Here is a 22,101-nt window from a genome sequence, read left to right on the forward strand (position 1 = left end):
GAACACCTTGTTTTGTCCGTCTTAATTTCGGATCCGTCTTAATTTCGTAATAGCGTCAAGAGGCTCGTCAATGACTACCGCGACTCAAGAAGAAACGCTCGGCTTCCAGACCGAAGTCAAGCAGCTTCTCCACTTGATGATTCACTCCCTGTATTCCAATCGGGAAATTTTCCTGCGTGAGCTGATCTCCAATTCGGCGGACGCCTGCGACAAGCTGCGCTACGAGGCGCTGGAGAATGACGGGCTCTACGCGGGCGATGCCGAACTCCGTGTCGAGATCGAGCACGATGCCGAAGCGGGCACGGTGACCGTTCGCGATACCGGTATCGGCATGAATCGTGACGAAGTCATCCAGAACCTGGGTACCATTGCCAAGAGCGGCACCGCCGACTTTCTCAAGCAGCTCTCCGGCGAAAAGCAGAAGGATGCCAAACTGATCGGTCAGTTCGGTGTCGGGTTCTATTCCGGCTTCATCGTCGCCGACGAAATGGTGGTGCGCACTCGTCGCGCCGACAGCGATCAGGGCATCGAGTGGCGCTCCAAGGGCGAGGGCGAGTTCACGATTGCCGACGTCGACTACCCCCAGCGCGGCACCGAGATCGTGCTGCATCTGAAGGACGACGCCAAGGAGTTCGCCGACGAGTTCCGTCTCAAGAACTTGGTGCGCAAGTACTCCGATCATATCGATGTGCCGGTACGCATGCCCAAGGTCGAGAAGGCGCGCGACGAAGAGGGCAACGAGATCGACGGCAGCGAGACCGTCAGTTGGGAGACCGTCAACGAGGCGACGGCGCTGTGGGTGCGTCCCAAGGCCGAGATCGGCGATGACGAATACAAAGCCTTCTACAAGCACATCTCGCACGACTTCAGCGATCCGTTGATCTGGAGTCACAATAAGGTCGAAGGCAAGCTCGAGTACACCAGCCTGCTCTACGTTCCTGAGCGTGCACCGTTCGATCTCTACCAGCGGGACGGGGTGCGCGGGCTCAAGCTCTACGTCCAGCGCGTCTTCATCATGGACGATGCCGAGGCGTTCTTGCCGCTCTATCTGCGCTTCATCAAGGGTGTGCTGGATTCCCGCGACCTGCCGCTGAACGTTTCCCGCGAGCTGCTGCAGAAATCGCCGCAGGTCGACTCGATGAAGTCCGCGTTGACCAAGCGCGCGCTGGACATGCTCAAGAAGCTGTCGAAAGACAGCGAGGCGTATCAGACCTTCTGGAACACATTCGGCGACGTGTTGAAGGAAGGGCCGGCGGAAGACTACGCCAATCGCGACAAGATCTCCGGGCTGCTGCGCTTCTCGACCACGCATACCGACAGCACGACGCAGGATCAGTCGCTTGCGGACTATGTCGGCCGCATGAAGGAAGGCCAGCAGAAGATCTATTACATCGTTGCCGACGGGTTCAAGGCCGCGAGCCACAGCCCGCACCTCGAGATCTTCCGCAAGAAGGGCATCGAAGTCCTGCTGCTGCATGATCGGGTCGATGAGTGGCTGATGAGCCACCTCACCGAGTTCGACGGCAAGTCCTTTGCCGACGTGGCCAAGGGCGACCTGGAACTCGACGACATGGCCGACGAAGCCGAGAAGCAGGCCCAGCAGGAAACTGCCAAATCCAAGGAAGACCTGGTCAAACGTGTACGAGAGGCACTCGGCGAGGAAGTGCAGGAAGTGCGGGTGACCCATCGCCTGACCGACTCGCCGGCCTGCGTGGTACTGCCGGAGCATGAAATGGGCTTTCAGATGCGGCGCATGATGGAGGCGGCGGGGCAGCCGCTGCCGGAGGTGAAGCCGATTCTCGAGCTCAACCCCGATCATGCGCTGGTATCGCGCCTCGAAGGTACAGAAGGGGGCAATTTCGACGATCTGGCGCGTATTCTTCTCGATCAGGCGGTCATTGCCGAGGGCGGCCATCTTGATGATCCGGCGGCTTACGTCAAGCGCCTCAACGCACTGCTAAGTGCTTGATCATCTTCATCTGAGTCGTTTCTGAACCTTGACGGCCGGCCCTCGTGGCCGGCCGTCTCGTTAATGAAAATACTCATCTTGCACGTTTTTTCCTCAACCCGGCGGCTATTTGTTGTTAATCTGCCGTCTTCTTCTCGACGGAGGCGCGAGTATGTCGCGATCCTTCCTGCCGGTTTTTACCCGGCTCTCTTTTTCACCTTTCGCACGCTTCATGACTCGAGATCGGTGCCACGACGCGGCAGGCGTAAAGCGCTGCCACAGTGTCGCGACGCGGATTGCGGGACTCTGTCTGGTGGTCACTATGGCAACGTTTCCGATAGCCGCTCATGCCGAGTCGATATCCGAAACCGTGCCGGCTTCCTCCCGGACCGTGGCGACGCTGGATACGCGTGTTCAGCCGCCCGCGCTGGACCCGGTCACCGAGCTGCCGGATCTGGCCGAGCTCAAGGCCGGACCTGAACGCAAGGCTGCCTTCCTGAGTATGCTGGTACCGCTGGTGCAGGCGGAAAATGCGCGTATTCAGCGCGATCGGAATTGGCTGGTCGGCGTACATACGCGCATCAATCCCCTGACCGCGGACGAGAAGCAGCGGCTGGCTCGGCTATGCGATGACTATGGCGTGCAGTGCTCGCCCGGCAAGGTCAGCCAGGCGTTGCTGACAAGGGTCAACACCGTACCGCTGGAAATGGTCGTGATCCAGGCCGTGGAAGAGTCCGGCTGGGGAACCTCACGGCTGGCGAAGGAGAGCAACAACCTGTTCGGCATGCGCTGTTTCAGCGCCGGCTGCGGTATCGCGCAGCAGGGTACGTCACGCCGCTTTCAGGTATTCGATAGCGTCCGCGACGGTGTCGGGGCCTATCTGCATAACCTGAATACCCACCGCGCCTATGCTCAGCTTCGTGGACAACGGGCCGCGCTGGCCGCGACCGGCAAGTCGATCTCCGCCGAGAAGCTGATCGGCACGTTGCACAACTACTCGACGTCACCCGGCTACCAAAGTCAGCTGTTGTCGCTGCTGCGCACCAACGGTGAGTTGATACGCACCCATGGCGCCGACAGCTCGTTCGCGGCCGATAGCCCGGCCTGACGGCTTTCCCGCCTATTGTTTTCTCCCCGCGCGGCCGCTATGGCCGCTGTGGGGCTCCTTTGCCTAATCGACCCCGTGCCTAATCGATCCCGTGCCTAATCGATTCCGTGCCTGATCGGCGCCGGTTGCCCATCGTGACTGGCGGTTCGTGTGTGTTCGCCCAGTTGAGCTAGACTACAGCGACTTTTCTGCCAACCCGAGGAGGCCATCATGGCCAGCGAAACGTCCCTCGAGGCACTGACCTTCGATAATGTCTGGTCCCGCTTCCCCGACGACTTTTTCACTCGCGTAACGCCCACTCCGAGGCGCGATACGCGACTGCTCGATGTCAGCCCGCTCGGCGCGACGCGGCTTGGGCTGGAGGTGGATGATATCGATCGCCAGCGGTTGACCGCGCTGATGAGTGGCGAGCAGCTGCTGGAGGGCATGGATCCGCTGGCCCAGAAATATACCGGCCACCAGTTCGGCACCTATAATCCGGCGCTGGGCGACGGTCGCGGCCTGTTGCTTGGCGAGGCGATGACGCCGCTGGGTCCTGTCGACCTGCATCTCAAGGGCGCGGGACAGACGCCTTATTCGCGCTTCGGCGACGGCCGTGCGGTGCTGCGCTCCTCGATACGCGAGTATCTCGCCGGCGAGGCGATGGCCGGGCTCAAGATCCCGACTACCCTGGCCCTGGCTGTTGCCGTCAACGGCGAAAAAGTCATGCGTGAACGCGTCGAACCGGGTGCCACGCTGCTGCGACTGGCCGAGAGTCACGTACGTTTCGGCCACTTCGAATGGCTTTATCAGCAGCAGCGCGTCGAAGATATCGATCGCCTGATGCGCCACGTCATCGATCGCCATCGCCCCGATCTCGCGCAGGAGCCCGCCCCGCTGGAAGCGCTGTTCCAGGACGTGGTGACGCGAACCGCGGAACTGATCGCCCGTTGGCAAGCCTACGGCTTCGTTCATGCGGTGATGAACACGGACAACATGTCGATTCTGGGCTTGACGCTGGACTACGGTCCCTATGCCTTCATGGATCGCTTCGAATCCAATCTGACGCCCAACCACACCGATGCGACCGGACGCTATGCCTTCGATCAGCAGCCCGGCGTGGGGTTGTGGAATCTGACCGTGCTGGGCCAGTCGTTGACGCCCTTGATCGAAGTGGAACGGCTGCGCGAGATACTGGACAGCTACGAGCCCACGTTGCAGGCGGCGTACGCGATCCTGATGCGCGGGCGTCTCGGGCTCGAGACCGAGCAGGAGAGCGACGGGGCGTTGATCGAGGATTGGCTGTCGCTGATCGAGAGTTCGCGGGCCGACTTCCACCGGAGTTTCCGCGCATTGAGTGACCAGGACGTCGTCGGCGGCCTGTCGCTGACCGCGGAAATCGAAAGCGCAGGGCCGGATAGTCCGCTCGATGCCTGGCTCGAGCGCTACCGCCAGCGTCTCGCGCAGGAGTCTCGGGGAGAGACGGAACGGCTGGCGGCCATGCGTCGGGTCAATCCGTTCTACATCCTGCGTACCCATCTCGCCCAGCAGGTGATCGAGGCCGCGCAGGAAGGCGATACCCGCCCGCTGCAGACATTCCGCGAGTTGCTCTCGTCACCCTTCACGCGTCGGCCGGGGATGGATGTCTGGGCCGAGGCGCCGCTTCCCAGCGCGCCGCCGGTTTGCCTCTCCTGCTCGTCGTAAAGATTCCGACCGTCCGATCATTGAATAGTGCCGGTTCTCGAGCCGGCATTTTTTAGTGATAAGTCATTCGTTATAAGTTGGATAACGGAAATCAGGGGTCCGGGTTTTGATATTCAAAACAACGGGTTGGCGGAGAATTTAACTATAACGCTTTTATTATGCCTGCCATAAGTTATTGACCGGGTTGGTTTTCCTCCTAATCGCTTGATCCCCGTGGTCGTTCTCCGGAAAACTGTCATCACCTATCGCAATGACTATCTATCGCGATGATTAACTGACGACGATCTCTCCCCGCTACGGCGTTATCGCCTTGAGGGCAGGGAACCGCGCGTTATCGAGATGCACAGGAAGGAGTGTCGATGCATGGCTGACCATCGGGAGAGCAGTGAATGAGGATTGGAGCGCCCAAGGAGCTCGCCAAAGGAGAAGCGCGAGTGGCGCTGACGCCCGAAAGCGCGCAGCAGATCCAGAAGCTAGGGCACGAGTGCCTGATCGAGAGCGGTGCCGGCGCGCTCGCCGGGTTCAGCGACGAGACATATCGCGATGCCGGCGTCACCGTCATTGACGGCGCCAATGCACTGTGGAGCGAAGCGGACGTCGTGATCAAGGTCCGGGAGCCGGTCGAAGCGGAGATCGAGCAGCTGCGGAAAGGTCAGACACTGATCACGTTCTTCTGGCCGGCGCAGAACGAGGAAAATCTCGAGCGCTGCCGTGCCAAGGGCGCGACGGTTGTCGCCATGGATATGGTGCCGCGTATCTCGCGTGCCCAAAAAATGGACGCGCTCTCCAGTACCGCCAACATCGCTGGTTACCGTGCCGTGATCGAAGCGGGGAATCAGTTCGGACGTTTCTTTACCGGTCAGGTGACGGCGGCTGGCAAGGTTCCGCCGGCGAAGGTGCTGATCATTGGTGCAGGTGTTGCCGGCCTGGCGGCGATCGGCACTGCAACCAGTCTGGGCGCGGTGGTCCGCGCCTTCGACGTGCGCCCGGAAGTAGCGGAACAGATCGAATCGATGGGCGCCGAATTCCTGTTCCTCGATTTCGAGGACAATCAGGACGGCTCGGGTAGTGGCGGTTACGCGGCGCCATCAAGCCCCGAGTTTCGCGAAAAGCAGCTGGCGCTGTTCCGGGAGCAGGCGCCGGAGGTGGATATCGTCATCACGACCGCGCTGATTCCGGGTCGGCCTGCGCCGAAGCTGTGGCTCGAGGAGATGGTCGCGGCGATGAAGCCCGGCTCGGTGATCGTCGATCTGGCCGCCGAGAAGGGCGGCAACTGCGACTTGACCGTGCCCGACGAGCGCATCGTCACCGGCAACGGCGTGATCGTGGTCGGCTATACCGATTTCCCCTCGCGGATGGCGACGCAGGCCTCGCTGCTCTACGCCACCAATATCCGCCACATGCTCACCGATCTGACGCCGGGAAAAGACGGCACCATCGTTCACGACATGGAAGACGACGTTATTCGTGGCGCGACGGTAACCCATGCCGGCGAGATTACTTTCCCACCGCCGCCGCCCAAGGTGAAGGCGATCGCGGCTGCCAAACCCAAAGAGAAGGTCAAGGAGCCGACGCTCGACGAGAAGAAGGCGGCCGAGCATGCCGCGTTCCGGACTCAGAGCCAACGTCAGATCGGCATGCTGGTCGCGGGCGGTGTCTTGATGTGGCTGCTGGGGCTGGTGGCGCCGGCCTCGTTCATGCAGCACTTCATCGTCTTCGCGCTGGCCTGTTTCGTCGGGTTTCAGGTGATCTGGAACGTCAGTCATTCGCTGCATACGCCGCTGATGGCGGTGACCAATGCGATCTCGGGAATCGTGATCCTGGGGGCCGTCTTGCAGATCGGCTCCGGAAGCTGGCTGGTCGGGCTGTTGGCCGGGATATCCGTGCTGATCGCCTCGATCAATATCGTCGGCGGCTTCCTGGTTACCCGCCGTATGCTCGCCATGTTCCAGAAATCCTGATCCGCGGAGAATCGATATGTTGCAACATGAGTTCGTTTCCGCCGCGGCGATCGCGGCGAGTGTGCTGTTCATCCTTTCGTTGGGTGGTTTGAGCAATCAGGAAAAGGCCAAGCGTGCGGTATGGTATGGCATCGTCGGGATGGCGATCGCCGTGGTCTTCACTGCCCTGGGGCCCAATGTCGGCGGCTACGGCTGGCTGATTCCGATGATGCTGATAGGCGGACTGATCGGAGTCTGGCTGTCGCGCAAGGTCGAGATGACCGAGATGCCGCAGCTGGTCGCGGCGTTGCACAGTTTCGTCGGTCTGGCAGCCGTCTTCATCGGTTGGAATGCCGAGCTGGAACGTGCCCGCGTCGTGGCGATGCGAGCGGCCGGGGTCTCCTTCGACGGGCTGTCGGCGTTCGCCTCGACCCTGGCCCACAAGACACCGGCGGAATTGACCTTTCTGCAGGTCGAAGTGGTGCTAGGGGTGTTCATCGGTGCGGTCACCTTCACCGGCTCTGTGGTCGCGTTCGCCAAGCTGGCCGGCAAGATCGGCGGCAAGCCACACAAACTGCCCGGTGGGCATGGGTTGAACGCGGGCGCGGTAGCACTGTGTCTGGTGCTGGCAATCGCCTATCTCAACGGCGCCGGCTTCTGGACGCTGTTGCTGCTGGCAGCGCTGGCGTTCTTTATCGGCTGGCACTTGATCATGGGCATCGGCGGCGCCGACATGCCGGTGGTTGTCTCCATGCTCAACAGCTATTCGGGCTGGGCCGCCGCAGCGATCGGGTTCACGCTGGGCAACGATCTGCTGATCGTGACCGGCGCGCTGGTGGGCTCTTCCGGGGCGATTCTCTCCTACATCATGTGCAAGGCGATGAACCGCAACTTCGTCAGCGTCATTTTAGGCGGCTTCGGCGGGACGCAGGGACCGGCCGCCGAGATCGAAGGCGAGCAGATCGCGATCGACGCCGGCGGCGTGGCGAGCGCCTTGAACGACGCCGACAGCGTGATCATCGTACCCGGCTACGGCATGGCCGTGGCCCAGGCGCAGAGTGCAGTCAGCGATCTGGTGCGCAAGCTGCGCGTGGCCGGCAAGGAAGTGCGGTTCGGCATCCATCCGGTGGCGGGTCGGCTGCCGGGGCACATGAACGTGCTGCTGGCCGAGGCGCGAGTGCCTTACGACATCGTGCTGGAAATGGACGAGATCAACGATGATTTCGCCAGCACTGACGTGGTGATCGTCATCGGGTCCAACGACATCGTCAATCCTGCGGCGCAGGAAGACCCCAACAGCCCCATCGCCGGCATGCCGGTGCTCAAGGTCTGGGAATCGAAGCAGGTTTTCGTGTGCAAGCGCGGACAGGGTACCGGTTACTCCGGTATCGAGAATCCGCTGTTCTTCAAGGACAACACCCGCATGCTCTACGGCGACGCCCGGTCCAGTATCGATTCGCTGGTATCGATGATCGATTGGTGACGCTCGGCTCGCGGCGGCCCCCCGGTTCGTCACAACGATGCTACTAAACGCCCCGTCTCGGGGCGTTTTTTCGTTACAATGTCGCTAACGCTCATCGTCAATGGAACGACCATGTCTGATAGGAACGGGTCCGATAAAAACGGGTCAGGCAAGAACGGGTCAGAAGAACGCATGCAGGTCGCCGTACTCGGCGGGGGTAGCTTCGGTACTGCCATTGCCAGCATCGCCGCCGACAATGGCGCCGACGTTCGGCAGTGGTTGCGCGATGAAGCCCTGGTCGAACAGATCAACCGCGAACATCGCAACGGTCGCTACCTGCCCGATTACTCGATCAATCCGGCGGTGGTCGCATCTACCGATCTGGCGGAGACGGTGACCGAGGCCGCCGTGGTGTTCATCGCCATCCCCTCCAAGGCGTTCCGCACCGTGCTGCAGCAGGTACGGCCGTATCTGCGACCCGAGCAGATCCTTGTCAGCACGACCAAGGGTATCGAGGCCGATGGCTTCAAGCTGATGAGCCAGGTGATCGAGGAAGAGACAGGCTCTTCGCACATCGGCGCGCTGTCCGGCCCGAATCTCGCCGCCGAGATCGCCCAGAAGCATTTGACCGCGACGGTGATCGCTAGCGACGATCCGGTGACACGTGCCTATGTCCAGGCGGCGTTGGGGTGCAGTTATTTCCGCGTCTATGCCGGCAACGATCGCTATGGCGCCGAACTGGGGGGCTCGCTCAAGAACATTTACGCCATCGCCGCCGGCATGGCGGCCGCACTGGGCATGGGCGAGAATACGCGCAGCATGCTGATGACCCGGGCGCTGGCGGAAATGAGCCGGTTCGCGGTCGCTCTCGGTGCCAATCCGATGACGTTCCTGGGGCTTTCCGGCGTCGGCGACCTGATCGTCACCTGTTCCTCGGAGCTTTCGCGTAACTACCGTGTCGGCTACGCCCTGGGGCAGGGGCACGATCTCGAATCGGCCATCGAAGTGCTCGGGCAGGTGGCGGAAGGGGTCAATACGGTCAAACTGGTGTGCGAAAAGGCCCGCCAGGAAGATATCTACATGCCGTTGGCCCAGGGGCTCTATCAGGTCATGTTCGGCGGCGTTCCGGCCAAGGACATGGCCAAGGCGCTGATGGAAAGCGAGCAGAGCAGTGACGTCGAGTTCATGCTGTCGCGGGAAGCGGTATCCCGGGCCCATGAACTGGCACCGGATTCCGAGTGATGGGGTGGCTTGCAGTCGTCAGGCACGGAGAGGCGGCGCCGGGGAACGCCGATTCCGAGCGGCGGCTGACCCGACGCGGGGAGCAGGAAGCGCAGAGCGCCGGCCATTGGCTGGCTTCACGCTCAGCGCTCACCGGTGCGACGATCTGGTCGAGTCCCTATCACCGGGCCCAGCAGACCGCACGGGCCATTGCCGATGCCGTGGATGGCGACATCGAAACGGTCGGAGGCGTGACGCCGGATGACGATGTCGGCGCGCTGGTCGAACGGCTGACCCAGAGGGACGTTTCGCGGCCACTGATCCTCGTCAGCCATATGCCGCTGGTTGGTCTTCTGACGGGGCGGCTGGTAGACGGTTCGGCCAGCGCGGGCGTGGGGTTTCCGACGGCGGGAATCGCCTTGCTTGAGGCCGACGTCTGGGCGGCAGGTTGCGCAAGCCTGAAGGCGTTCGTCTCTCCGCCCCATCGTTGAATCGAATGGGGCAGCCTATGGATCTCAAGCGGGATGGGCCGTGATTAAATGATGGCGCTACCAGGCCCCGCTGGGCGAGGCTTGCCATGAGGTCGGCCAAATTGGGTTTCGAGTTGAAGGATAGAGTTGAAAAACAGCCGAGTCGCAGGATAGCCGAGCCGAAGGATAGCCGAGTGGGTAATCATTTTTATGGACGATAGCGGCGGGACACATCGCTCGTCGCGCTCGACCGGTAGCGCGCGCTTGACCGATGTGGCGCGCGTTGCGGGCGTGGCGCCGATGACGGTGTCGCGTGCGCTCAACCGGCCTGAACTGGTGAGCGAGAGTACGCGGCTGCGGGTGCAGCAAGCGGTGCTGGAGACCGGCTACGTGCCCAACCGAGTCGCCGGTGCCCTGGCCTCGAGCCGAAGCCGGCTGGTCGCGCTGCTAGTGCCCACGGTCGCGCATTCACTGTTTGCCGAGGTTGTGCAGACGGTTATGGGTGCGCTGTCCCCTCAGGGCTACCAGGTGCTGCTGGGCCTGGTCGGCTATACCCCGGAACAGGAAGAGACGATTCTCGAGACGGTGCTGAGCCGCCGCCCTGACGGGATCGTGCTGACCGGCTGTCGCCACTCCGCATTGACGCGCCAACGACTCAAGTCTGCCCAGGTGCCGCTGGTCGAAATCTGGGACATGACCGATGATCCGCTGGACATGCTGGTCGGCTTCTCCCACGAGGCGGTGGGGCGCGCCGTGGCCGAGCATCTGCTGGCGCGGGGCTGTCGTCGCTTCGGGCTCATCAGCGCCGACGATTCTCGCGCCAAACGGCGTGCCGTCGGTTTCGTCTCGGCACTGGAGCAGGCGGGGGCAGGGGAGTATCAGCTGCGAGAGGTCGGTACGCCCTCGAGCATGCCCTGGGGGCGGGAGAAGAGCGCCGAACTGCTCGATCAGCATTCGCTGGACGCCATCGTCTGCAGCTCGGATATCCTCGCCCTCGGGGTGCTGGCGGAGGCGCAAAGTCGCGGGTTGTCGGTGCCGGGAGAGTTGGCAATCATGGGCTTCGGCGACAGCAGCTATGCCGCTGCCAGCTTCCCCGCGTTGAGTACCGTCCGTATCGACGGGGCTGCCATCGGGCTGCGTGCGGCCGAACATCTGCTGCAGCGGATGGCGCAACCGACGTTTCAACGGGCGGGGCAAACGCTGGATATCGGATTCGAGATCGTCGATCGAGACACTACCTAAATGACGGCCCGAGCCGCGTCGGCGCTTCCTTCTACGGCGCGGTAGGGCATTGTCATCCTTTGGTCGTAATTAACTGGCAGGCGCTTTGTCATACAAATTGATTGCGCTAACATTCCAAGCCATCAGATGTCCGATATCACGGTGATAGCGCAATCATCATCGTCATCGGGCAAGTCGGGAGGTCATCCTCTCAGCCACGTCAATGAGGTAGTCCGATGTCCAACGATGCCATCAGCTGGATCCGTTTCTCTCACGTGCTGTTGCCGCTGGCGACGCCCATCAGTGATGCCAAGGTGCTGACCGGACGTCAGAAGCCGATGACCGAAGTCTCGTTTTTGTTCACCGAGATCGAAACACGTGATGGTCATCAGGGCATCGGCTTCAGCTACTCCAAGCGTGCCGGCGGCTATGGCCAGTTCGCCCATGCCAAGGAAATTGCCCCGGCGATTCTGGGCGAGGATCCCAACGATACCGGCAAGCTGTGGCAGAAACTGGTCTGGGCCGGCGCCTCGGTGGGGCGTAGCGGTCTGTCGACGCAGGCCATCGCCTCGGTCGATGTCGGGTTATGGGACCTCAAGGCCAAACGAGCCGGGTTGCCGCTGGCCAAGCTGCTGGGCGCGCATCGCGATTCCGTGCAGTGCTACAACACTTCCGGCGGCTTCCTGCATACGCCGATCGAAGAGGTCAAGGAGAACGCGACGCGATCGCTGGAGAACGGCATCAAGGGCGTCAAGATCAAGGTGGGTCAGCCCGACATGCGGATCGATCTCCAGCGTGTCGAAGCCGTGCGCAAGCATCTCGGTGACGATGTGCCACTGATGATCGATGCCAACCAGCAGTGGGATCGCGCGACGGCGCTTCGCTTCGGTCGCGTCATGGAACAGTACAACCTGGTGTGGATCGAGGAGCCGCTGGACGCCTACGACGTCGAGGGGCATGCCGCGTTGGCCGCCGCGCTCGATACCCCGATCGCGACCGGCGAGATGCTGGCGAGCGTGGGCGAGCATATGGAGCTGATCAAGCACCGCAGTGCCGATATCATTCAGCCGGATGCGCCGCGTATCGGCGGGGTTACCCAGTTCCTGAAGCTGGCGACACTGGCCGATGCCGCCGGCCTGCAGCTGGCGCCGCACTTCGCGATGGAAATTCACCTGCATCTGGCCGCCGCCTATCCGGCCGAGCCGTGGGTCGAGCACTTCGACTGGTTGGAGCCGCTGTTCAACGAGCGGCTGGAAACTCGCGACGGCCGCATGGTCGTGCCGGATCGTCCGGGCCTGGGTATTACGCTGACCGAGCAGGCGCGCAAGTGGACCGTGGATAGCGCCGAATTCGGCAAGCGCGGCTGAAAAAATGCCTGCGCTCGGTCATACGGCGTTAAAAATCGACGCGAAAGTACTCATTTACACCCACGTAAACTCCGTCTTTCGAGTCGATTTTTGCTTTGTCTGACCATCGCTCGGCAACTTTTTACGGAATCAGTTGGGTAATTTCCGACAGTTTGTTGTACGAGGAGTGCGATATGAGTTTCCCCAAAGTGACCAGGATGACGGTAATGCCGGTGGCCGGCTACGACAGCTTCCTGCTCAACCTGAGCGGCGGGCATGCGCCCTGGTTCATTCGCTGTCTGCTGATTCTCGAAGACGATGCCGGCAACCAGGGCGTCGGCGAGATTCCGTCCAGCGAAGGTATTCTCAAAGGCCTGGAACAGTGTCGTTCGCTGGTCGAAGGCTCGAGAGTCAACGAGGTCAAGCAGACGCTCAATCGCTCGCGATTGCTGCTGGCCGGTAACGGCCGCGAGGAGCGGGGCCGTCAGACCTTCGATCTGCGCGTCGCCGTCCACGTGTTGACTGCCATCGAATCGGCCCTGTTCGATCTTTACGGTCAGACGCTGGGGCAGCCGGTCGCCGATCTGCTGGGTCGCTTCGGTCGCCAGCGCGACGAGGTCGAGGCGTTGGGCTATCTGTTCCTGCTGGGGGATCCCGACAAGACCGACCTGCCGTATCACAAGCCTCGAGACCCGGTCGACGCCTGGGATGAGGTTCGTTGCCGGGAAGCGCTGACCCCGGATTCGGTAGCCAACCTGGCCAAGGCGACCTATGAACGCTATGGCTTCAAGGACTTCAAGCTCAAGGGAGGTGTACTGCGCGGCGAAGAGGAGGCCGATTGCATTCGAGCACTACACGACGCCTTCCCCGAGGCCCGGTTGACGCTGGACCCCAATGGGGCGTGGAAACTCGACGAGGCGGTCAGGATTCTCGATCCGATCAAGCATCTTCTCAGCTATGCCGAGGATCCCTGTGGCCAGGAAGAGAGCTGGTCCGGGCGTGAGGTGATGGCCGAGTTCAAGAAGCGGACCGGGCTGCCGACGGCAACCAACATGATCGCCACCGATTTCAAGCAGCTGCAGTACGCGGTGGCGCTCAACGCCGTCGATATCCCGCTGGCGGACTGTCATTTCTGGACCATGCAGGGTGCGGTGATGGTCGGTGAGCTGTGTGACGAGTGGGGGATGACCTGGGGCTCGCACTCCAACAATCACTTCGACGTCTCGCTGGCGATGATGACGCACGTGGCGGCGGCGTGCCCCGGTAACATCACGGCCATCGATACCCACTGGATCTGGCAGGACGGTCAGCGCCTGACCGAAGAGCCTTATCAGATCCGCGGCGGCAAGCTGAGCGTTCCGAAAGCGCCGGGGCTGGGGATCAAGCTCGACATGGCCCAGGTGACGCAAGCACACGCGCTTTATAAAACGCTGGATGTGCGAAGCCGTAACGACGCGATGGCCATGCAGTACCTGATCGACGGTTGGTCGTTCGATCCCAAGCGCCCGGCGCTGGTGCGTTAAAACCGCTCAGGGAGTCATGGCCCAATATCGATACGTTAGGACAGCATCTCGGGATGCTGTCCTATACTCGTCGAGCGCGTTTCAGGGTAGGCCGACGTCAGCTTGCGGCGTCGGTAAAGGCCGGTTGGTGTTGGCGCTATTTCGTTGTTTTTAAGATAATTTAAAGAAAAAACTAATACTCATCATGCTTTGATGCCCGACGGCTTGGCCGTCAATTCCAAAGTCTAATATTGGGCAAGTATGATGTATGGCATCCTACGTTTCGATAATCACAATTCGCTTGAATCAAGCGAGGGAGTCATATGATGACACAACGTTTCTGGAACAATATTTCTGCTTCCTTACCTGCTGTAGCCGTCGCCGGGGCGTTATCCGTCGCGGCCCTTCCTGCGCACGCGGAAGATTGGCGGGGGTGGAACGTGCATCCTGACGGCTATCCCAACTCTGTGGCATTGAAATCGTTCGACGAGGAAGTTTCCAAGAATACCGACGGACGAATCAATCCCCGCATCTACAACAATGCGGTACTGGGTGATCAGCCCGATGCCATCGATCAGGCCCGTAGCGGCGCTCTGGATTTCGGTAATTTCAATATGGGACCGATGGGGCCCATCGTGCCCGAAACCGATGTGTTGTCTCTGCCGTTTCTGTTCAATAGCGTCGACCAGATGTATCGCGTGATGGATGGAAAGATCGGCCAGCGTTTTGCGGATGCCCTGGCGAAAAAGGATCTGATTGCGCTGTCGTGGTTCGGCTCCGGTGCTCGTAGTTTTTACAATACCGATCATGCCATCAATGAACCGGATGACGTGAAAGGGCTCAAGCTACGCGTCATGAACAATGACCTCTACGTGGACATGGTCGATGCGCTGGGCGGCAACGCCACGCCGATGTCCTACGGCGAGGTGTTTCAATCGCTCAAGACCGGCGTCATCGACGGTGCCGAGAACAATTTCCCATCATTCGAATCCAGCAACCATTACGAGGTTGCCAAGTACTACTCCGAGACCGGTCACCTGATCATCCCCGAGTGCCTGTGTGTCGCAAAATCCAGCTGGGAAGAGCTGTCTGACGAGGATCAATCCATCGTGCGTACGGCGGCGGAAAATGCGGCCAAAGAGCAGCGGGAACTGTGGGAGAAAGGGGCGAAGGAGAGCCGCGAGAAGGTCGAGGCGGCTGGCGTCAAGGTCAACGAGGTAGAGGACAAGGCAGCATTCCAGAAGCGCATGGAGCCGATCTATCAGGCATTCATCAAGAAGCACCCCGACCTCGAATCGCTGATCGACGACATTCGCAATACCCAGTAAACCCTTCAATCGTGACGGACCCTCGATCTTCGGGGGTCCGTTGTTTGTCTCCGACATCAATCAGGGAAACCCATCGTGGATAACATCCCGAATTCGTCTGCCAATTCCGATGCGTTGCCAGACAGGTTGCTGGACGGTCTGGCGCGTTTGTGTCTGATCGTTGCAGGCGTATTACTAGTGTTCTTGATTTTTTCCTTCGGATGGCTGGTGTTTGGTCGTTACGTACTCAATGACACGCCGACCTGGATAGAGCAATCCTCGCTGTTGATTGTGGTCTACATCACTTGCCTGGGTGCAGGCGCCGGCGTCCGGTTCAACTCCCACCTGAGTATCGACTTTCTGCGCGAGGGCGCGCCCAGAATTCCGCGCGTGATCATGCATGCCATTTCCGACGGGTTCGTGCTGCTTTTCGGAGGGTTCATGGCTTGGCAGGGGTGGCTGATGATGCTGAGCAATTCAGGTCGACCGATCCCGATGATCGGGCTTTCCGAGAGCTGGCGTGCTGCGCCTCTGGTCGCTTGTGGCGTGCTTCTGGTGATCTTCACCTGCGCCAATCTCATTCAACGCATCACGCGCACCGGCCGGGCAGGGAGCTGACATCATGGGACTAGCCATTCTTTTCGGCGTCTTTCTTCTCGGGCTGATCGTAGGCGCACCGATCGCGTTTGCGGTGGGTCTGGCTTCGATCGTGACGTTCCTCTACGAGGGATTGCCGCTATTCGTGGGATTCCAGCGAATCGTTTCCGGCATTTCGGTGTTCTCGTTGCTGGCGATTCCGTTTTTCATCTTTGCCGGCGAGCTGATGTTGCACGGCGGCATCTCGACACGTCTGGTCCGCTTCGCCTCGGCAGCCGTCGGGCGTGTCCGCGGCGGTCTGGGGATGGTCAACGTGACCTCTTCGATGCTGTTCGGCGGCATCTCCGGATCCGCGGTCGCCGACACGTCTGCGTTGGGCTCGATCCTGATTCCGGTGATGAAGGAGAAAGGCTACGACACCGACTACGCAGTCAACGTGACGGTGACGTCTTCCATTGCCGGCGTCGTGATTCCGCCCAGCCACAACATGATTCTCTACGCAGTGGCAGCCGGTGGCGGCATTTCGGTCACCCAGCTTTTCGTCGCGGGTATCGTCCCCGGTATTCTGATGTGTCTGGCGTTGGCGGTGGCGGCCTACCTGGTAGCGGTCAAACGCGGCTACGGGGGCGAACCCTTCCCGGGGTGGTACGCGCTGTTGATCAGCTTTATCGCGTCCTTGCCGGGGCTGTTGACCGCGGTGATCATCGTCGGGGGTGTACTGTCCGGGATCCTCACGGTGACCGAATCCGGCGCGTTCGGCGCTATCTATGCCATCGTCGTCACCGGATTCGTCTATCGCGAGCTTCGCTGGGCTTCGTTCAAGAAGGCGGTCTATCAGGCGGTCAAGACAACCGCGCTGGTGATGATTCTGGTCGGCTGTGCCTCGGCGTTTTCGTATCTGCTGGCGCTGTATAACGTGCCGGAAATGCTGGCCAATGCGCTGACCTCGTTCTCCGACAATCCCATTGTCGTGTTGCTGATGCTCAATCTGCTGCTATTGGCGCTGGGCATGATCATGGACATGGCGCCGCTGATTCTGATCTGCACGCCGATCTTCCTGCCGGTGGCGCAGCAGTTCGGCATGGACCCGATCCAGTTCGGCATTCTGATGATGATGAATCTGGGCATCGGGCTGTGCACGCCGCCGGTTGGTGGGTGTCTGTTCGTCGGTAGCGCGATCGGCGGCATCAAGATCGAACAGACAGTGAAGACCATCTGGCCGTTCTATCTGGCGTTGTTCGTGGTGTTGATGCTGGTCACCTACGTGCCGGCCATCTCGCTGACCTTGCCCGAGTTGCTGCAGTGATTCGGTAAGGCACTCCGGCCTTTGGATCATTCGACATCTCACTCAATCAGGAGAAGACCCAAACATGCTGAATCGATTATTGGTGACCGGCGCCGCCGGTGGCGTGGGGCAGGCTATCCGTCCGTATCTCTCGAAGCTGGCCCATCAAGTTCGCCTGTCTGACATCGAGGCGATCAACGATGCCGAGACGCACGAGGAGATCGTCAGCTGCGATCTGGCCGACGCGTCGGCGGTGGAAAAACTCGTCAGCGGCTGCGACGGTATCGTTCACCTTGGTGGCATCTCGGTGGAGAAGCCGTGGGAAGGCATTCTGCAGGCCAACATCATCGGGGCCTACAATCTCTATGAAGCGGCGCGCAAGCAGGGCAAACCCCGGATCGTGTTCGCCAGCTCGAACCACACCATCGGCTACTATCCGCGCACGACAAGAATCGATACCCAGGTACCGCGTCGGCCGGATTCGCTCTATGGCGTCTCCAAGTGCTTCGGCGAGGATCTGGCGAGTCTCTACTTCGATAAATTCGCGATCGAGACGCTTAGCGTGCGCATCGGCTCCTGCTTTCCCAAGCCCAAGGATACCCGCATGCTGGCAACCTGGCTGGGCGTGGAGGACTTCGTCGCGCTACTCGAGCGTGCGTTCACGGCACCCAAGCTGGGGTACACCGTGATCTACGGCGTCTCCGACAACGACGAGCAATGGTGGGACAACCGTCATGCCCAGTTTCTGGGCTGGGCGCCGCAGGAGAGCTCGGCGCCGTGGCGAGCCGAAGTCGAGGCCGAAGCGGCAGTGTCCCCGCAGGATCCGAATGACCTGGCTGTCATCTATCAGGGCGGCAAGTTCGTGACCCTGGGGCATCCCGACGACGAAACGTGATCCCGTGCCTGGATGGATCAAACTGGTATGCTGTCTCGAACGTTTTACCGCAATGACCGCGCAGGGCGATCACAGATCCCGTGTCGGACAAGACATTCAATAAGGTAGGCAGCACGATGGAGCAGACCCAAGCTTGGGAGATCAAGCGCATCTCCTCTCAGGAGAGTCTTTCGCGCCAGATTGCCCGGCAGTTGGAGGCTCTGATCACTCAGGGTCGCATCGCGGTGGGGGACAAGTTGCCGACCGAGAGCCAACTGTGCGACATGTTCGGCGTCAGCCGGACCGCAGTGCGCGAGGCGATTGCCCATCTCAAGTCGATGGGGCTGGTCGAAACGCGTCGGGGTATCGGCACGCGCGTTCTGCGTTCTGCCCCGGAGCATCAATTCCCGGCCAGGCGCATCAGCGCCAACACGGTGGAAGATATTCTGCACGTGCTGGAACTGCGCATGACGCTGGATTCCCAGGCCGCGTCGCTGGCTGCCGAACGACGCACGCCGGAAAACGTGGCAGCGATGCAGGCGGCTCATGAACAGTTTCTGGCCGCCTGCGATTCGGGTAGTCAGGCGCGTCATGAAGACTACGTCTTTCACCGGGCCATCGTCGAAGCCACCCACAATCCGTTCTTCGTCTCGCTGTACGATCAGCTCAATGAAGGCGCCATCCCCCGCACCAAGCTGTTATCGGTAGAGCTCGACCCCGAAGCCGTATCTTACTATCTTGAAAGGGTCGCTCGTGAGCACGCCGATATTCTCCAGGCGATAGTCACCGGCGAGGCGGAAACCGCCCGTGATGCCATGTATCGCCATCTTCAGCGGGCGTATGACAACTACGCTGTGTACCAGGACAGGCCGCAAGCGTAAGGCTGCGCCGGTTAGTATGATCATTCGAACCGACATGATCGAAGTGCCGTTGGATTGCACTGCCATTCTTCGGGGTGGCGGTGTCCTGTTGCTGCAAGCCTCTCGACACCCGATTTTGCGCATTCGCGGCATCATCACAGTCTTCGTCGCCACGTTCGGCATCGCTGGAATCGAGCATTGTCATGTTCCAGCAACCCTCGCCCAAGCGTGCTCTCGCTTCATCAATGCTTCATTCGAGTATTCTGCTAGGAGGTAACGTGAATCTGACCGGTGAACTACTGATTGGACAGCAAACCGTCAAAGGCAGTCGCGATCCGATCGTGGCGATCAACCCGGCCACCGGCGAACGTCTGCCGACCGAGTTCTTCGGCGGCACGCCTGAAGACGTGGCACGAGCCTGCGAACTGGCCTGGTCGGCATTCGACAGCTACCGCGAATCGTCGCTCGAGGATCGCGCCACGTTTCTCGAGACGATCGCCGATGAAATCGAGGCGATCGGCGATGCGTTGATCGAACAGGCCGTGGCCGAGTCCGGTCTGCCTCAGGGCCGTATCCAAGGCGAGCGCGGCCGCACCTGCGGCCAGCTGCGTCTATTCGCCAAGACCGTGCGGGCCGGCGAATGGCTCGATGTCCGCATCGACCCGGCGCTGCCGGATCGCCAACCGATGCCGCGGGTCGATCTGCGCCAGCGTCATGTCGCGCTGGGTCCGGTAGCCGTCTTCGGTGCCAGCAACTTTCCGCTGGCGTTCTCCGTTGCCGGTGGTGATACCGCATCGGCGCTGGCCGCGGGCTGCCCGGTGGTGGTCAAGGCGCATCCGGCGCACCCCGGCACCTGCGAGCTGGTCGGGCGTGCCGTGCAGGCGGCGGTCAACAAGTGCGGCCTGCCGGAAGGAGTCTTCTCGATGCTGCACGATTCGAGCTTCGAAGTCGGCCAGGCGCTGATTGCCGATCCGCGCATCAAGGCGGGTGGGTTTACCGGATCGCGCAAGGGCGGATTGGCGCTGCTGGAGATCGCCCAGAGTCGCCCGGAGCCGATTCCGTTCTACGCCGAGATGAGCAGCATCAATCCGGTTTTCCTGCTGCCGGCGGCGTTGAAGGCGCGCGGCAAGGCATTGGCCGAGTCGTTCGTCGGCTCACTCAACATGGGCGCCGGCCAGTTCTGCACCAATCCGGGCCTGGTGATCGCCATCGAGGGGCCGGATCTCGACGCGTTCGTCGAGGCGGCGGCGGAGGCCGTCAGAAACAGCACCGCCCAGACGATGCTCACGCCCGGCATTCACGAGGCCTACGGCCGCGGCGTTTCGGCGCTGGCTGCCAATGCCAAGGTGCGTGAATTGGCGCGCGGCCGGATCGGCGAAGGTGCCTATCAGTGCCAGAGCGGTCTCTTCATGGCGACCGGCGAAGATCTGATCGCCGATGAGGCGCTGCAGGCCGAGATCTTCGGGGCCTCCTCGCTGATCGTCGCCTGCCGAGATTCGGCCGAGGCCAAGCGCGTTGCCGAGGCGCTGGAAGGCCAGTTGACGGCGACATTGCAGATGGACGACGCGGACATCGACGCAGCTAGGACCTTGCTGTCGACGCTCGAGCGTAAGGCCGGTCGGGTGATGGCCAACGGCTGGCCGACCGGTGTCGAGGTGAGTCATGCGATGGTTCATGGTGGCCCGTTTCCGGCGACCTCCGACGCTCGGTCGACATCGGTCGGCACGGCGGCGATCTTTCGCTTTCTACGGCCGGTCTGCTATCAGGATCTGCCCGAGGCGCTGCTGCCGGAAGCCATTCGCGACGGCAATCCGTTGAAGCTGAGCCGCCTGCTCGATGGCGAGCGCGAAGGCTGATCTCGATCGCCGGATTCCAGGCAACGACGAAACGACAAGGGCCGCTCGAGAGAGCGGCCCTTTTTTTTACGGCCATGCTCGTCCGGCAGCGGTGGCCGTTATTGCGGTATCAATCGCTATCTCAAAGCCCTCTTTCAAAGCCCTCTTTCAAAGCCCTATGTCAATCCTAGCCACTTCAGCACGAACAGCCCCAGGCTCAGGGTGAACATCGAGGCGAACGTGGTGATGACGATGATGTTGGCCGCCAGTTTGTCGTTGCTCTTGAACGCCTTGGCCATGACGAAGCTGGCTGCGGCGCCGGGGCAACCCAGGTAGAGGAAAAGAATCCCCAGCGCCGGCCCCTGAATGCCCACGGCGAGGGCACCGAGCACCCCGAACAGCGGAACCCACACCAGCTTCCACAGGCTGGCGTCCAGGGCGATGGTGCTGCTGCGCTTGAACGCGCTGATCGAGAGCGTGCCGCCGATGCAGATCAGTCCCAACGGCAGTGACATGCCGGCGAGATAGCCACCCGACGTCATGATCCAGCCGGGCAGCTCGAGGCCCGATAGTGCCACCGGAATCGCGAATACGACGCTCAGGATCAGCGGATTTCTGGCCAGGTTCTTGACCAGGCTGCGGAAATCCGTGGCCACGTCATCGCTGTAAAGCGACAGGATGAACACTGAGAGGACGTTGTAGATGACGATGACCGCGCCGGCCAGCACGCCGCCGACGGAGAGTCCGTAATCACCGTACTGGCCGGCGGCCAGGGCGAGGCCGACGATGCCGTTGTTGGCGCGAAACGCGCCCTGAGTGAAGATACCGCGCTCGACACGCGGGTGTCGCCAGACTGCCCAGGCCCAGGCCAGTAGAAAACTGATGACGGTGTAGCCGATGAAGTAGCCGATCAGCTCCGGCTGCAGGGCGCGGCTGAGGTCGGCCTTGACGATGCTCAGAAATAGCAGCGCCGGCATGGTGACCTTGAACACCAGCATCGATGCGGTAGTGATGAAGTGCGAGTCGATCCAGCCGAGTCGCTTGAGCCCCAGGCCGAGGAACACCATCAGAAATACCGGGAGCGTGATTTCCAGGGTGTGGGTGAAAGCCGCGAGCAGCCCCATGAATCAGTCTCCGCCGCGCACTAGCCAGAAGCCGATGATCAGTGCCGCGACCAGCACGGCCCAGAATAATCGGTTACGCAGACGGGTATCACGATGGGTTCCTTTGCGAGACACAGTACAATCCTTGGTTGAAGTCGGGTGGAGCGTCACTACCCCGGCAATGACGTTCGACGGAAGTCGTTAATTTTTTAGGGTATCCGGATTATCTGGTTGAAGGTGCCTGCCAGCCCCTCCAAGTGCTTAGTCCCGCCAGAAGGTTGATAGATCGACGCCGAAGTTCTTCTCGGGCTCAGGCAGATCCATGCTGTAGGTCATGGT

The 22,101-nt window shown here is 61.2% G+C and carries 17 protein-coding genes; 16 read left to right on the top strand and 1 reads right to left on the bottom strand.

The genetic code is table 11. The annotated features are described in order from the left end of the window. Positions 1 to 70: 70 nt before the first annotated feature. The 16 genes from htpG to ACUN9V_RS03545 all read left to right on the top strand — a co-directional run bounded on the left by htpG (position 71) and on the right by ACUN9V_RS03545 (position 20,680). Positions 71 to 1,969, top strand: coding sequence for a molecular chaperone HtpG (htpG, locus tag ACUN9V_RS03470; protein WP_445510334.1), 1,899 nt, complete (start codon positions 71 to 73; stop codon positions 1,967 to 1,969). Between the two features lie 151 nt (positions 1,970 to 2,120). Then, positions 2,121 to 3,056, top strand: coding sequence for a glucosaminidase domain-containing protein (locus ACUN9V_RS03475; RefSeq protein WP_445510335.1), 936 nt, complete (start codon positions 2,121 to 2,123; stop codon positions 3,054 to 3,056). Positions 3,057 to 3,266: 210 nt separating this feature from the next. Next, entirely contained in the window at positions 3,267 to 4,739 is a 1,473-nt protein-coding gene (locus ACUN9V_RS03480; RefSeq protein WP_445510336.1) for a protein adenylyltransferase SelO, read from the top strand. 389 nt (positions 4,740 to 5,128) lie between these two features. Continuing rightward, positions 5,129 to 6,700: a Re/Si-specific NAD(P)(+) transhydrogenase subunit alpha gene (locus tag ACUN9V_RS03485; protein ID WP_445510337.1), complete on the top strand. Its 1,572-nt coding sequence runs from the start codon at positions 5,129 to 5,131 to the stop codon at positions 6,698 to 6,700. Between the two features lie 16 nt (positions 6,701 to 6,716). Continuing rightward, positions 6,717 to 8,162: an NAD(P)(+) transhydrogenase (Re/Si-specific) subunit beta gene (locus ACUN9V_RS03490; RefSeq protein ID WP_445510338.1), complete on the top strand. Its 1,446-nt coding sequence runs from the start codon at positions 6,717 to 6,719 to the stop codon at positions 8,160 to 8,162. Between the two features lie 171 nt (positions 8,163 to 8,333). Further along, positions 8,334 to 9,383: an NAD(P)H-dependent glycerol-3-phosphate dehydrogenase gene (locus tag ACUN9V_RS03495; RefSeq protein ID WP_445510339.1), complete on the top strand. Its 1,050-nt coding sequence runs from the start codon at positions 8,334 to 8,336 to the stop codon at positions 9,381 to 9,383. Then, complete coding sequence (sixA, locus tag ACUN9V_RS03500; RefSeq protein ID WP_445510340.1) at positions 9,383 to 9,853, top strand: phosphohistidine phosphatase SixA; 471 nt, start codon at positions 9,383 to 9,385, stop codon at positions 9,851 to 9,853. Before ACUN9V_RS03495 ends, sixA begins: the two co-directional genes overlap by 1 nt. A gap of 189 nt (positions 9,854 to 10,042) precedes the next feature. After that, positions 10,043 to 11,074: a LacI family DNA-binding transcriptional regulator gene (locus ACUN9V_RS03505; protein ID WP_445510341.1), complete on the top strand. Its 1,032-nt coding sequence runs from the start codon at positions 10,043 to 10,045 to the stop codon at positions 11,072 to 11,074. Positions 11,075 to 11,289: 215 nt separating this feature from the next. Then, positions 11,290 to 12,420, top strand: coding sequence for an L-talarate/galactarate dehydratase (locus ACUN9V_RS03510; RefSeq protein WP_445510342.1), 1,131 nt, complete (start codon positions 11,290 to 11,292; stop codon positions 12,418 to 12,420). A 173-nt stretch (positions 12,421 to 12,593) separates the two neighbouring features. Continuing rightward, positions 12,594 to 13,922: an enolase C-terminal domain-like protein gene (locus ACUN9V_RS03515; RefSeq protein ID WP_445510343.1), complete on the top strand. Its 1,329-nt coding sequence runs from the start codon at positions 12,594 to 12,596 to the stop codon at positions 13,920 to 13,922. 305 nt (positions 13,923 to 14,227) lie between these two features. Then, positions 14,228 to 15,229 carry a TRAP transporter substrate-binding protein gene (locus ACUN9V_RS03520; protein ID WP_445510344.1) on the top strand — a complete coding sequence of 334 codons (1,002 nt, stop codon included), beginning with the start codon at positions 14,228 to 14,230 and terminating at the stop codon, positions 15,227 to 15,229. A gap of 75 nt (positions 15,230 to 15,304) precedes the next feature. Continuing rightward, positions 15,305 to 15,826 carry a TRAP transporter small permease gene (locus tag ACUN9V_RS03525; protein ID WP_445510345.1) on the top strand — a complete coding sequence of 174 codons (522 nt, stop codon included), beginning with the start codon at positions 15,305 to 15,307 and terminating at the stop codon, positions 15,824 to 15,826. 4 nt (positions 15,827 to 15,830) lie between these two features. Then, complete coding sequence (locus ACUN9V_RS03530; protein WP_445510346.1) at positions 15,831 to 17,111, top strand: TRAP transporter large permease; 1,281 nt, start codon at positions 15,831 to 15,833, stop codon at positions 17,109 to 17,111. A 64-nt stretch (positions 17,112 to 17,175) separates the two neighbouring features. Further along, positions 17,176 to 17,985 carry an NAD-dependent epimerase/dehydratase family protein gene (locus ACUN9V_RS03535; protein WP_445510347.1) on the top strand — a complete coding sequence of 270 codons (810 nt, stop codon included), beginning with the start codon at positions 17,176 to 17,178 and terminating at the stop codon, positions 17,983 to 17,985. 116 nt (positions 17,986 to 18,101) lie between these two features. Further along, on the top strand, positions 18,102 to 18,845 hold the full coding sequence (locus tag ACUN9V_RS03540; RefSeq protein WP_110693759.1) for a FadR/GntR family transcriptional regulator: 744 nt from the start codon (positions 18,102 to 18,104) through the stop codon (positions 18,843 to 18,845). A 257-nt stretch (positions 18,846 to 19,102) separates the two neighbouring features. After that, positions 19,103 to 20,680 carry an aldehyde dehydrogenase (NADP(+)) gene (locus ACUN9V_RS03545; protein WP_445510348.1) on the top strand — a complete coding sequence of 526 codons (1,578 nt, stop codon included), beginning with the start codon at positions 19,103 to 19,105 and terminating at the stop codon, positions 20,678 to 20,680. A gap of 155 nt (positions 20,681 to 20,835) precedes the next feature. Here the strand turns inward: ACUN9V_RS03545 and ACUN9V_RS03550 are convergent, their stop codons facing one another. After that, the gene (locus ACUN9V_RS03550; RefSeq protein WP_075561691.1) at positions 20,836 to 21,783 is read right to left on the bottom strand and encodes an AEC family transporter; all 948 of its coding nucleotides are present in this window, start codon (positions 21,781 to 21,783) and stop codon (positions 20,836 to 20,838) included. Between the last annotated feature and the right edge of the window lie 318 nt (positions 21,784 to 22,101).

Source organism: Salinicola sp. V024, from assembly GCF_052645315.1.

Coding starts and splice junctions, on each gene's coding strand:
- htpG (WP_445510334.1), top strand. CDS start 71: ATGACTACCGCGACTCAAGAAGAAACGCTCGGCTTCCAGACCGAAGTC.
- ACUN9V_RS03475 (WP_445510335.1), top strand. CDS start 2,121: ATGTCGCGATCCTTCCTGCCGGTTTTTACCCGGCTCTCTTTTTCACCT.
- ACUN9V_RS03480 (WP_445510336.1), top strand. CDS start 3,267: ATGGCCAGCGAAACGTCCCTCGAGGCACTGACCTTCGATAATGTCTGG.
- ACUN9V_RS03485 (WP_445510337.1), top strand. CDS start 5,129: ATGAGGATTGGAGCGCCCAAGGAGCTCGCCAAAGGAGAAGCGCGAGTG.
- ACUN9V_RS03490 (WP_445510338.1), top strand. CDS start 6,717: ATGTTGCAACATGAGTTCGTTTCCGCCGCGGCGATCGCGGCGAGTGTG.
- ACUN9V_RS03495 (WP_445510339.1), top strand. CDS start 8,334: ATGCAGGTCGCCGTACTCGGCGGGGGTAGCTTCGGTACTGCCATTGCC.
- sixA (WP_445510340.1), top strand. CDS start 9,383: ATGGGGTGGCTTGCAGTCGTCAGGCACGGAGAGGCGGCGCCGGGGAAC.
- ACUN9V_RS03505 (WP_445510341.1), top strand. CDS start 10,043: ATGGACGATAGCGGCGGGACACATCGCTCGTCGCGCTCGACCGGTAGC.
- ACUN9V_RS03510 (WP_445510342.1), top strand. CDS start 11,290: ATGTCCAACGATGCCATCAGCTGGATCCGTTTCTCTCACGTGCTGTTG.
- ACUN9V_RS03515 (WP_445510343.1), top strand. CDS start 12,594: ATGAGTTTCCCCAAAGTGACCAGGATGACGGTAATGCCGGTGGCCGGC.
- ACUN9V_RS03520 (WP_445510344.1), top strand. CDS start 14,228: ATGACACAACGTTTCTGGAACAATATTTCTGCTTCCTTACCTGCTGTA.
- ACUN9V_RS03530 (WP_445510346.1), top strand. CDS start 15,831: ATGGGACTAGCCATTCTTTTCGGCGTCTTTCTTCTCGGGCTGATCGTA.
- ACUN9V_RS03535 (WP_445510347.1), top strand. CDS start 17,176: ATGCTGAATCGATTATTGGTGACCGGCGCCGCCGGTGGCGTGGGGCAG.
- ACUN9V_RS03540 (WP_110693759.1), top strand. CDS start 18,102: ATGGAGCAGACCCAAGCTTGGGAGATCAAGCGCATCTCCTCTCAGGAG.
- ACUN9V_RS03550 (WP_075561691.1), bottom strand. CDS start 21,783: ATGGGGCTGCTCGCGGCTTTCACCCACACCCTGGAAATCACGCTCCCG.